Genomic DNA, 12,329 nt, shown 5'->3' on the forward strand with positions numbered 1-12,329 from the left:
TTATTGGCATGGTTATCATAATGATAATTCTTTATCTAGTTGTACTACCTATAACTAGGAAAAAGCAACAACAAAAAAATATTACCCAAATGAAAGAATTTATAAATAATTTGCGTAAGCATGATAAAGTAATGATGAATTGCGGTATTATTGGTAAGATAAAAACAATTCATGAAGAAACGATTGAATTAGAAATTGCCGATAATACGGTTATTACGATTGATAAAATGTCACTGATTGGGAAAGTATCTGACTAATCATGTTAAAGAAGCACTCATAAAGGAGTGCTTCTTTTTTAATAGGAAAGAGGAGTTATTATGTTTCAATTATTTGAAAAGATAAAGGAACAAAATTTAATGGCAGCTTTATCTAATAGCCAGTTATTAATGCAAAATCAGTTTCAATTTGTACATCCATATGATATGGAACCTTGTAAAGATATTGTCCAACTAGACAAACATTTAAATTGGACATTTACGCCTAATGGGGATCCTGAGTGGATATTTATGTTAAATCGTCAAGAATATTTACTAGATTTATATTTGGCCTATCAAGTAACTAGCGAAACAGTTTATTTAGAAAAAATAAAATATTTTATATTAGATTGGATTAGAAAAAATCCTTGTGTAGGAGATAGTTTAACGTGGCGGACTATCGATACAGGTATTCGTTTAACTTACTGGTCTCTTGTGCTAGATGAGCTTATTACAAAAAATATACTGACTATAGAGGAACAAGTTGTTATTCAAAATAGTGTTTATGACCAAGTCATGTATCTAGATGAATCATATATCGAAAAATATGAGTTAAGTAATTGGGGTGTTTTAATAGTTACAGGGAGTTTGTTAGTGGGTAATTATTATCCAGACTGTATAGATGAAGACTTAAATAAGCGTTTATTAGCACGTTTGACGAATCAATTGCACTTACAAATTAGTCAAATGGGCTTACATTGGGAGCAGTCTCCTCTTTATTTTATGGAAGTTTTTAGAAGTTTCATGTTTCTGTATTTGTCAGAGGGAGTATCTTCAACAGTGACTTATAACTTGTTAGAAGAAGTTGTTTATAACATGTATCACGCTTTACCACATTTTGTTAGCCCTAGCGGATTGACCATTATGCAAGGAGATACAGATTTAATGTGTGTAACTGATGCTATACAAACGGCAGGTGTGTTACTAGATGAGCCGATACCTATGTTGTTTGGAGAAGACATACTTGTTGATTATGCCCAACTATATTGGAGTAAAAAACAGATAGATCCTGTTCAGTGGCAACATAAAGTGGCTAGTCAGAAAACAACTAATTATCCGTTAAGTTTACATGATAATCAAACGGGTAATTATTTTAGTAGAACTAGTTGGGATAATCAAGCGAACTATTACCATATTTATAATGGACCTTTAGGAAGTGGGCATGGACATATTAGCCTAGGACATGTCGACTTGACTTTAACAGGTCAAAATATTTTAGTGGATTCTGGTAGATATACTTACCAAGAAACAAAAGAACGATACGCATTAAAAGAGGCGACAGCTCATAATACTATTCTTTTGAATCAAACACCTTATGGTAAAGTAGTTGATTCTTGGGCTTATAAAAACATACCAACTAGTTTAGGTAATCAAGTATTTGAAGATGAGAATTACCATGTTACTCAAATCATGTATTTAGATGAAACAACTCCACATATAACCAAAGTAGTTCGGACAGCTATTTTGATAAAAGGTATGGATACTTTTATTTTATTTGATCAAATCATTCCAAGTAGTAAAGAGTTAACCAGTAGCAAAATGACTAGATTATTTCATTTGGATCCAGCTGTTCAGTTGGTTCATTTGTCTAAAGAAAGTGCTCAATTAGCTGTATCTAAAAGTTTAAATTCTCAAAAGACATCACATTTTTGGGTTTATTTTTCTGAAGGTAATGTGACAGAGTCAAAATTCCTTTATTCTCCTTTGTATAATGAGTTATCTAGTGGGACTTTATTATCGCATGTGGGCCAGAAACGAGAGGCTTATACGGTGTTTTCAGGAAGGAAAGACATGCAGGTTAGTCGACCAACTATTAGAAAATCGGATGGAAAATTGGTTGATTCTACAAAATGCAGTGGCATCACTTTATCGTTACAAGACAAAGTTTATTCATTTTCTTCCAATGTTCAAGATACATTTGAAGGGCATAAATTATATTATATGAATGATATTCCTGTTTACGGGAAATTATGTGTCGTTGAAGAAACAACAAAAACCTATCTCCGTATTTTTTAGGAGATAGGTTTTTTGATTAGTTAGAATATTCGTGAATAATAACTCCTTTTACCACTCGGTTAACAGTGCCTGTAGGAGAAGGTGTATCAGGTTTATTATCTTGTTTAATAGCTGTCAATAAAGATACCACTTGGCCAAAGATAGCAAAAGGTAATGCTAAGTAGGCATCAGGTAAATCTTGATAATTTTCAGCTAATATAAAGCCATTTCCTTCTAGTTTTTCAATTTGACCAACACTGATTGGCATAGCTTTTAACGCGATGTTATCGTGATAAATTTCTTGAATCATATCCCGATCATATTGACGTGTATAAGGATTGTTTGACACAAATAAGAAGACTAGTGCCTCTTCATCAACAAATGATTTAGGGCCATGTCTAAAGCCTAATGAACTATCAAATAGTGTCGCGACTTTCCCTGCAGTTAATTCTAAAATTTTAAGCTGTACTTCTCTAGCTAAGCCAGCTAAGGAACCTGAACCTAGGTAGATAACTCGGTTAAATGGTAGATTGACTAAAGCTTGAATTTCATCTTCACGTTCTAATACGTTGTTTCCAGCTGAAATAATTTGTTTTACGAAATGCTCTTTTTCTGCTAAAGAGTGTTTTTCGTCAAATATTAGTAAACTCATTAAGGTCATACAAGAGAAGCTACCTGTCATCGCAAAACCTTGATCGTTGGATCTTTCAGGCATAAGTAACAATAAATTGTTTGGATCATTTTCAGAACGTTTAGCCAATTCGCCTTCTTTAGCACAAGTGATAGTTACTTGGTAAAAATCTGTGACTAGTTGTTGACCTAATTCTACAGTGGCTACACTTTCAGGACTGTTTCCGCTACGTGCATAAGAAACTAGCACAGTTGGCACATTTTTTTTGAAATAATGTTGTGGATTAGCAACTAAGGTGGTGGTAGCAATATCTCTAAAGTTAAAATAATTTGTATCACCAAAATCTTGAACAAAAGGTTCTACTACTTCACCAACATAAGCAGATGTTCCAGCACCTGTAAAAATAACAGATAAATTAGAATGTTTTTCTTTTAATGTTTGAATAAAAGTCTGGATTCGTGTTTCATTTTCCTGATAAATAGAGAACGTTTCTTGCCATAATTCTGGTTGCTGAGTGATTTCCTGTGTCGTGATATGAGCACCTATTTTTTTTAAAGCGTCTTGAGTGTCGTGTAACAAAATAGATTCCTCCTTTTTATAATTAATTCTTTTAAAAAGAATTTGATTCTTATTTTCAACTGGTTATTACCAGTTGATTAAATTATATAATGTAAGCGGTAAAATGTCAAATATTATCTGTACAGATAATATTTGTAAAAATAAGTAAGCTTCCACATTTTAGATAGCAGAAAAATGGTTATATAAAAAACACTTCTATTTAATTTTAATAAATAGAAGTGTTTGATTAATTAATAAAAGATGAATTACGCTTTTTGAGCAGCGTATTCAGCATTACGTTTTTTCATTTGACCTGCATACCAAACAAAAATACCAAGATAAAGTACTAAGGCAACTAAGGCATACATTATAAATTTAAATTCACCAGTTGAAGCATTACCTACCACGTAAGCTAGGAATTTTTCAATAGGCCCTTCCATAGTTGTATGAGAAATTAGTCCCATATTAGCATATTTTGCTGGATCAATTTGCGTAGCTGTTTTAGTAATAAATTCTGCCATAAGAGTACCAGACCATAAGAATAGAGGTAATTCTAAAGCTCCGATAACAATCATACGAATTAATTTACCGCGAGTTACTACTAATAATGCAGGAGTTACACCCATCGCAATAATACCACCTAATGGAAGTAATTTATTACCTGGTAAAATCATTGCTTCTAAAAGCATGATTGGAGCTAAAACGTTAGCAGCAGCCCAAACTTCAGCACGACCTGCGATAAATGGCCAGTCTAAACCAATGTTAAATTTACGACCTTCCATTTTTTTGTTAGCAAAGTTAGTAATACCTTGAGATAAAGGTTCAACAGAAGCGATGAACCAAGAACCGATAATTGAAAATAGCTCTAGAGAAGCACCAGCTGTAAAGGCTAAAGCAAAAATTTCTTTCGGAGTTTGACCGCCTAAAATACCTACAAAGACTCCTAGATAAACACCAATAGCGAATTTACTTCCCCAAAAACCGATTTTTTTGTTAAGTGCAGCAGCATCAAAATCGTATTTATCTAACCAAGGGAATAATTTATCAAAAATTTTGTCCAATAACATGATAACTGGATTCATCATGTAGTTCATATGAGTAGTTGTCATAGGGTTAGCAGCAGGAGCTTTTAATAAATCATCAAAGGTTGGTTTCATTAGGTCTGAATTGATAATTTTTAAAACACCGATAAAGACAACAAGTAAGGTTGCAATAATAATATTAGCACCGCAATACATAGCGAACAAGCCAACAATAGATAAATGCCAAATATCAAAAATATCTACATCTAACGTATCTGTTTTGTTCATCATTAGCATGACAATGTTAACAATAACCATAATAAGTAAGAAAAATAGTGTGTAAGGAGATCCCCAAGTAACAGTTGCCAAAGGAGCCCACCCTACGTCAGTAATACTTAAATCAAAACCAGTATTTTTTACAAATGCTTGCATAGCATCAGAAAATGATCCAGTTAAAATTCCCATAATAAGACCGATACCCGTTAAAGCAATGGCTAATTTGATACCGCCTTCAAGAGCTTTTGAAAATTTAACACCGAAAGCCCATGCTAATAATGTTAAAATAATTAACATTAATACAGGTGCTCCCATGTCGATAATTGGTTGAAATACCTTGTTTGAAATATCTACAATGGTTTGAAACATGTTTTTCTCCCCTTTAATTAACACTTATTAGTTTATTTTCCTAATGATTTGATTGTTTCTTCCATTTGATTGTAGACAGGATCTGCCATCATTGGAATACGGTAAAGAATAGGACCACAGTCTACTATTGGAATGTTGATATTGAAACCTAAGTCAGTTTGTGCGATAGGTGCAAAGATATCATAGTGTGAAATCATATCTTCATTAATATCTTTAACCATGACAGCATCACATTGGACCTCATAACCACGATTTCCCATTTCTTGTTCAAGTGCACTTTTAATTTGATGACTAGAGTTAACTCCTGCACCACATGCTGCTAAAATTTTAATCATGTTAATTCCTCCTAAAATAGTTTGTTATCAGTTATTAATTTTAAATTGATGTTCTAAAAATTGATTAATTTCTTTTGTATCTGTTAATGTGAAGAAATCTGTTAATGTTTCTGGACTAGTTGATGTTAAAAATTCCATAATCATAGCTAGTAAGTTAGCTTGACCTTCTGGGTCGTTATTTAGAATCATAAATAGATAAGAAACCTCTAAAAGTTCATCGGGTTTAATCATATTTGAAAAAGTAATCGGCTGATTTAATTTAATTGGGACAATTAGTTTAGCTTTTACAAATTCTGGTTCGGTATGTGGAATGGCAATATTTTTTAATAAAGGGTTTACAATTTCAAGGTCCATACCAGTTGGATAATTTTTTTCCCGATCAATTAGATTTTTTTCAAAATCTTGTGTAACAAGATCTAAGTCTAAAAGTTTTTGACTGACTTCTTTAAAAACTTCTAGTTGAGTTTTTTTATCACTAACAAAAGTAGCTTGTTCATTAAATAGATGTGTCATAGTTCTCCTCCTTTTTGTTTAATTATGTTTAATTATGTTTACGTTCACATTATATTAAGTTTGATTTTGTTTGTCAATATAAAAATGATAGCATTTTCTTTTTTCGTTTTTTATAAAATTTAGAATTAAAACCTTGCTATTGACAAATTGTTTGCTATTTGTTAAATTATAAGTGTAAACAAACAAAAACAAACATTCAGATACCTTTAGAGAAAGGAAGTGAGCTTGTGCTCAAGAAAGAACGGCTACGTACTATTAGTGATATGGTAGAAAAAAGAGGTATTGTGACAGTGGCAGACATGATGAATGAGCTAGATGTGTCAGATATGACAGTCCGAAGAGATTTGGATGAATTAGAAGCAGCAGGGCATTTAGTTCGGGTTCATGGTGGGGCCCAAAGCATTAGTTATAGTGAAACGAAAGAATTATCTCACTTAGAAAAAAAAGAAATCCATATTCATGAAAAAAAAGAAGTAGCTAGAATAGCAGCTTCCTTTATTGAAGAAGGAGATACAGTCTTTTTAGGTCCAGGAACAACTATCGAATTAATGGCAGACTACTTAAATGTGTCCTACTTGCGAGTTGTTACCAATAGTTTACCAGTCTTTGAAAAAATTCAAACCAATCATTTAGCAGATGAGTTGTACTTAATTGGTGGTAGTTACCGAGAAAGAACTGGTGCTTTCGTTGGGAGTATAGCCAACGAAACTATTCAACGGTTAAAAGTAACAAAAGCGTTTATCGGAGTGAACGGCATTCACAATAATCATGTGTTTACTTCGAATATCGAAGAAGGTAAAAGTCAAAAATTAGCGCTAGATAATGCTCATAAGAAAATTATTGTATCAGATCACCATAAGTTGAATAGAGAAGATTTCTATTCTTTTTATGAATTAACAGAAGCTGACTATTTGATTACAGATACACAAGTTACTAATGAGTTAAAAAAATATTATTCACAATATGTGAAAATAATAAGTGATAAAGGAGAAAAATAACATGAAAGTAGCTTTAGGTGCAGATAGAGAAGGATTTGAGTTAAAAGAATTAATCAAACAAGAGTTAATGTCACAAGATAAGATAGAAGTGGTAGACGTTAGTGAAACAGCAGCTGAGGATTTTGTAGATTCTTCATTAGCTGTAACAGATGTAGTATTATCTGGTAAAGCTGATTGTGGTGTTATGCTTGATGGATACGGTGTTGGTTCATTTTTAGCAAGTAATAAAGTTCAAGGAATGATTACAGCTAATGTAACAGATGAAAATTCTGCTCGTATGACACGAGATCATAACAACGCTCATGCTATTTCAATTGGGGCTAATATTGTTGGACCAGCTTTAGCACTTAATTTAGTAAATGGCTATGTTCACGGTCAATATTCTGGTGGCAGACATCAAGTTCGTGTAGACATGCTAGATAAAATGATCTAATAAACAACATATAGGAAAACAGATATATTAGGAGGAATTATAGATGAAAATCGCACTAGGTTGTGACCATATTGTAACAGATGTAAAAATAGCTATTTCAGATCACTTAAAAGAGCAAGGACATGAAGTGATTGATGTCGGAACATATGATTTTACAAGAACTCATTACCCAATTTATGGTAAAAAAGTAGCTGAAAAAGTAGCGACAAAAGAAGCTGATTTAGGCGTTGTTTTATGCGGAACAGGTGTAGGGATTACTACGTCAGCAGTTAAAAATATTGGTTCAAGAGCTGTATTAGTCCGAGACGTTACCAGTGCTGTTTATGCTCGTAAAGAGTTAAATGCTAATATTATTGGCTTTGGTGGTATGATTGTAGGTAAAAATCTAGCTAAAGAAATTGTAGATACTTTCTTACAAACAGAATATGTCCCAACTCCTGAAAATGAAAAAATTATTGCGAAAATTGATGCGATTGCCCCAACTGATACAACAGGGCAAACAGGAGATGACCGTTTCTTTGATGAAGAATTAACAAAATGGGACCAAGGTTACTACCACGACTAATTAAAGTAAAGGGAGCAAGGTGATGACATGATTCTATCAGTTACCATGAATCCTTCAGTGGATATGTCTTATCCACTAGAAGAATTTCATTTAGATACAACTAACCGAATTGATAGTGGGAAAGTTAGAAAAACTGCAGGTGGCAAAGGATTAAATGTTTCTCGAGTGCTTCATTTACTAGAAGCGGATGTGTGTTCAACTGGTATTATTGGTGGACAGTTAGGTGGTTATATCCAAAAAGAGTTAGATAAAGATAAAATGAACCACCATTTTTTAGAAATTGATCAAGAATCACGAAACTGTTTAGCTATCTTACATAACGGTAAACAAACCGAAATTTTAGAAAGTGGTCCAGTTATTGATCAACAAACACAAGATGATTTTTTAGAGTTATTTCAAAAATTACTTAAAGAAGCTAACATACTAACTATATCAGGCAGTCTACCTAAAGGAATACCTGCTAATTTTTACAGTCAATTGATTGAATTAGCAGCATCAAAACAAATTCCTACTATTCTTGATTGTTCTGGTCAAGCACTAAAAGAAAGTCTATCAGGTAAAACTAAACCAACTGTTATTAAGCCTAATCATCATGAATTAGGTGCTTTAATTGGAGAAGAGTTAGCAGAAAATAATGAAGATATTTATCAAGCTTTACAGCATCCGATTTTTAACGGAGTAGAACTTATTTTAGTTTCTATGGGTGCTAAAGGAGCCTTTGTCAAATACAAAAATGATTATTATTCTTTAACCATTCCTAAAATAAATGTGGTTAATCCAGTGGGGTCAGGAGATTCCACAGTTGCAGGGATAGCTTATGGATTAGAAAATAAAATGGCCTTAACAGATATTTTGAAAAGTGCTATGACAACTGGTATGCTTAATACTATGGAAGAGAAAACTGGTTTTATTCGAAAAGAAAATTTTGACTATTACTTTAATCAAGTTTCCATTCAAACTTATGAGAGAGAGGCATCATTATGAAAAAATTACAGGTATCTGAAGGAAAATATCAAGCATTAGAACGTTTATCAACTAAAGATGGTATTATTTCGGCATTAGCAATTGACCAACGTGGCGCATTAAAGCGTATGATGAAAGAATCTGGTAAAGAAGCAACTCAAACAGATATTGAAGATTTCAAAAAAATTATCTCTTCTGAATTAACACCATTTGCATCTTCTATTTTACTAGATCCAGAATATGGTTTACCTGCTACAAAAGTAAGAGATAGTGAAGCAGGATTGTTATTAGCTTATGAAAAAACTGGTTATGATGCTAATGCAGTAGGTCGCTTACCTGATTTATTAGTAGATTGGTCAGCACGTCGCTTAAAAGAACAAGGAGCAGATGCTGTTAAATTCTTACTTTACTATGATGTAGATGAAGACGCAGCAATTAATGATCAAAAGCATGCTTTTGTAGAAAGAATTGGTTCTGAATGTTTAGCTGAAGATATTCCTTTCTTCTTAGAAATTTTATCTTATGACGCAACAGATGCAGATAATAAATCAGCTAAGTTTGCGAAAGTTAAACCTCATAAAGTAATTGCTTGTATGAAAGAATTTTCAAAAGATCGTTATGCAGTGGATGTATTGAAAGTAGAAGTTCCAGTTAATATGAACTTTGTTGAAGGATTTGCTAAAGGAGAAGTAGTTTATACTCAAGAAGAAGCAAAAGCTTACTTTAAAGAACAAGCAGAAGCAAGTCACTTACCATTTATTTTCTTAAGTGCTGGTGTTAGTGCAGAAATGTTCCAAGACACTCTTAAATTTGCAGGTGAAGCAGGTTCTAGCTTTAACGGAGTGTTATGTGGCCGTGCTACTTGGGCAAATAGCGTAGAAGTTTTTGTTAAAGAAGGCGAAGAAGCAGCTAAAACATGGATGAATGAAAAAGGTCGCCAAAATATTGAAGAACTAAACGAAGTAGTTAATCAGTATGCAAAACCTTGGCAAGAAAAAGTAAATAAATAATTAATTAATTAAATAGTTAAAAATGCAAACCAAAACTAACTGGTTTGCATTTTTTTATTTTATTTAAGCTAAAACATTGTTTGGTATAATTAGACAAATGTCCTTTGTGTAAGGGACATTTGTCCACTGTGAAAGCGGTATATAAGGGTATATAGTATAAATAGGAGGTAGAAATAAGTTGCTAACTAAAAGACAAACAGATTTATTGCTAGTTTTATTGCAAACTGATGATTTTCTTACAAGTAGTGATTTAGCTAAAAAATTAGATGTTTCCACTAAAACAGTCAAAAGAGAAATCAAAGAGTTAAATGAGCAACTGGAGTTTAAGGATATCCATATATTAGGAAAAAGAGGAGCTGGCTTTAAACTCTCTTCTGTTTCTAAGGATAACTGTCAACATATGCTTTTGGAATTGAGGCATTCTAAAGAACATATTCTGCCTAATTTTCAGAAAGAAAGAGTAGATTGGCTTTTAGATCAATGTGCGTGGCTAACTTTAGACAATGTTATTATTAATCAACAAGATTTAGCCAATCAACTATTTGTTAGTATATCCACTTTAAAGAATGATTTAGAAAAAGTTAAGTGCTATTTGGCTAACTATCAACTAACCCTTACTAGATATAAAAATATCGGGTTGCATTTAGAGGGAAGCGAGCAAAATATTAGAGCATTTATAAGAGATCGTTTTACTAGAAATATGGCAAGTAATGAAAGCCCAATTAGGTTAGATCAGTCATTTGATACAAAAAAGCTTGAAAAAATTTTAAAACAATTATTTGAAACATATGGTATTTATATGACAGATATTGGCTTTATTAACTTGGTAATGCATTTAGAGATATTAATTAAGCGTGTTCAAACGTCTACTTCTCTAAATTTTTATGAGCCGACCTCACATGATATTGATCAACAATCTGCTGAGTATCAGTGTTCAATGGAAATTGTTAAAAGCCTGCAAAGTATTTATCATATTAATATTCCAAAAGAAGAATTGTATAATGTTTATTTTCATTTATCTTCGCAAAAAATGTTAAAACGTAATCAGTATGATACAACGAATCAACAAATCCTAGTATATAAGCAAATTGTTTTAGAAACATTAGCGAAAATAAATACATTATATCAATATGATTTTACTAAAGATCAGTTACTGATAGAAGGGTTATTGGTTCATTTATCTAGTTCGATGAAACGAATCAATTCTCAAATTTTTATCAAAAATGATTTGTTAGAAGATATTCAGCATTCTTATCCCTTTGAAATGCAATTAGCCCAGTTATTAGCTAACCAATTAATGAATTATTTTAAAGTTGATGTGCCAATCAATGAAGTTGGTTTCTTAGCATTACATTTTTGTGGAGCAAGGGAACGTTATCAAAAAAGAGAAGAACAACTTCAAGTTTTGTTAGTATGCACAACAGGGATAGGAACATCTATATTATTAAAAACAAAGATTCAAGCAAATTTTTCTCAATCTATTCATGTAGTTGATACAGTCTCTTATTATCATTTAGAAAACTATGATTTGTCAGGTATTGACTTAATTATTAGTACAATCCCATTAGAAAATCATCTGACACAGGTGCCCTCTATTTATGTTTCCCCTCTTGTAACAGAGGAGGAGCTACAGAAAATTAAAGGATATGTTTATCAAAAAAAATTACCGTTGATTTGGAATATCTTAGATGACAATAATTTTTGGATAGATGTTAAAGCTGAATCTAGAGAAGAAGCTATAACCGTTATTGGGGAGAGATTTGCTGCAAATTTAGGATTAAATGAGCAAATTATTCAAGAAGCACTGGCTAGAGAAAAATTAGGAACAACCGAAATTGGCAATTTAGTAGCAATCCCTCACATGATGAGCGACCATCTAGCTTATTCTCATATTGCTGTTGGTGTATTAAAAGAACCTATCAAGTGGGAGTATCAACAGGTACAGCTAATCATATTTATTTTAATTTCTACGAATGGTCAGGAATTAATCCAAGATATTATGTTAGAACTTTATGAACAGTTGAGTTCCAAAGAAACTGTTCAACAGATTATTCATTCAAAAGATTTTTATCAATTTAAAGAATTATTTTTAGGAGGAAAATAAAATGAAAAAAATTATTGTAGCGTGTGGATCAGGAATTGCTACTAGTACGGTAGCTTTAACTAAAATTAAAACTGGTTTAGAATCTAGAGGAAAATTAGAGGATATTCAATTTGTTCAAACATCCTTATCAGAGCTACCAACGCTTGTAGAGGGAGCTTCTGTTATTGTGACAACTGCTCAAGGTGGAGATGGTTTTGGTGTTCCTGTTGTATCTGGACTAGGTCTTATTACAGGTATTGGTGTAGATAAAGTAATTGACGATATTATTGAAAAAGCTAATTTATAATAAGGGGTTATTTAGAT

13 protein-coding genes are annotated in these 12,329 nt (G+C 32.3%); 9 read left to right on the forward strand and 4 right to left on the reverse strand.

The features are described 5' to 3' along the window. Positions 1-8 precede the first annotated feature (8 nt). Positions 9-257, forward strand: a complete 249-nt coding sequence (gene yajC / locus C7P63_RS05155; protein ID WP_279386793.1) for a preprotein translocase subunit YajC — start codon at positions 9-11, stop codon at positions 255-257. Positions 258-317: 60 nt separating this feature from the next. Next, positions 318-2,270: a heparinase II/III family protein gene (locus C7P63_RS05160; RefSeq protein WP_125943102.1), complete on the forward strand. Its 1,953-nt coding sequence runs from the start codon at positions 318-320 to the stop codon at positions 2,268-2,270. A gap of 16 nt (positions 2,271-2,286) precedes the next feature. Here C7P63_RS05160 and C7P63_RS05165 read toward each other — a convergent pair whose 3' ends face one another. The 4 genes from C7P63_RS05165 to C7P63_RS05180 all read right to left on the reverse strand — a co-directional run bounded on the left by C7P63_RS05165 (position 2,287) and on the right by C7P63_RS05180 (position 5,953). Next, positions 2,287-3,459, reverse strand: coding sequence for an AgaS family sugar isomerase (locus tag C7P63_RS05165; RefSeq protein ID WP_125943103.1), 1,173 nt, complete (start codon positions 3,457-3,459; stop codon positions 2,287-2,289). 245 nt (positions 3,460-3,704) lie between these two features. Further along, positions 3,705-5,105, reverse strand: a complete 1,401-nt coding sequence (locus C7P63_RS05170; protein WP_125943104.1) for a PTS galactitol transporter subunit IIC — start codon at positions 5,103-5,105, stop codon at positions 3,705-3,707. Positions 5,106-5,137: 32 nt separating this feature from the next. Continuing rightward, on the reverse strand, positions 5,138-5,440 hold the full coding sequence (locus C7P63_RS05175) for a PTS sugar transporter subunit IIB (protein ID WP_125943105.1): 303 nt from the start codon (positions 5,438-5,440) through the stop codon (positions 5,138-5,140). Positions 5,441-5,467: 27 nt separating this feature from the next. Continuing rightward, positions 5,468-5,953, reverse strand: coding sequence for a PTS sugar transporter subunit IIA (locus tag C7P63_RS05180; protein WP_125943106.1), 486 nt, complete (start codon positions 5,951-5,953; stop codon positions 5,468-5,470). Positions 5,954-6,180: 227 nt separating this feature from the next. Between C7P63_RS05180 and C7P63_RS05185 the strand changes: the two genes are divergently transcribed. The 7 genes from C7P63_RS05185 (at position 6,181) to C7P63_RS05215 (ending at position 12,312) form a co-directional block, all read left to right on the forward strand. Next, positions 6,181-6,951: a DeoR/GlpR family DNA-binding transcription regulator gene (locus C7P63_RS05185; protein ID WP_125943107.1), complete on the forward strand. Its 771-nt coding sequence runs from the start codon at positions 6,181-6,183 to the stop codon at positions 6,949-6,951. 1 nt (position 6,952) lies between these two features. Then, entirely contained in the window at positions 6,953-7,384 is a 432-nt protein-coding gene (gene lacA / locus C7P63_RS05190) for a galactose-6-phosphate isomerase subunit LacA (RefSeq protein WP_125943108.1), read from the forward strand. A gap of 43 nt (positions 7,385-7,427) precedes the next feature. Continuing rightward, a complete protein-coding gene (gene lacB / locus C7P63_RS05195) occupies positions 7,428-7,949 on the forward strand; it encodes a galactose-6-phosphate isomerase subunit LacB (RefSeq protein ID WP_125943109.1) in 522 nt (173 codons plus the stop codon). A 27-nt stretch (positions 7,950-7,976) separates the two neighbouring features. Further along, positions 7,977-8,933 (forward strand): hexose kinase, encoded by a 957-nt coding sequence (locus C7P63_RS05200; protein ID WP_125943110.1) that lies wholly within the window; start codon positions 7,977-7,979, stop codon positions 8,931-8,933. Next, on the forward strand, positions 8,930-9,922 hold the full coding sequence (gene lacD, locus C7P63_RS05205) for a tagatose-bisphosphate aldolase (protein WP_125943111.1): 993 nt from the start codon (positions 8,930-8,932) through the stop codon (positions 9,920-9,922). The genes C7P63_RS05200 and lacD overlap by 4 nt, the downstream gene beginning before the upstream one ends. A gap of 178 nt (positions 9,923-10,100) precedes the next feature. Beyond that, positions 10,101-12,026, forward strand: coding sequence for a BglG family transcription antiterminator (locus tag C7P63_RS05210; protein ID WP_125943112.1), 1,926 nt, complete (start codon positions 10,101-10,103; stop codon positions 12,024-12,026). 1 nt (position 12,027) lies between these two features. Next, positions 12,028-12,312, forward strand: coding sequence for a PTS sugar transporter subunit IIB (locus C7P63_RS05215; RefSeq protein WP_125943113.1), 285 nt, complete (start codon positions 12,028-12,030; stop codon positions 12,310-12,312). Positions 12,313-12,329: the final 17 nt, after the last annotated feature.

Origin of the sequence: Vagococcus humatus, assembly GCF_003950325.1 — a bacterium.
GTDB classification, from domain to species: domain Bacteria; phylum Bacillota; class Bacilli; order Lactobacillales; family Vagococcaceae; genus Vagococcus_C; species Vagococcus_C humatus.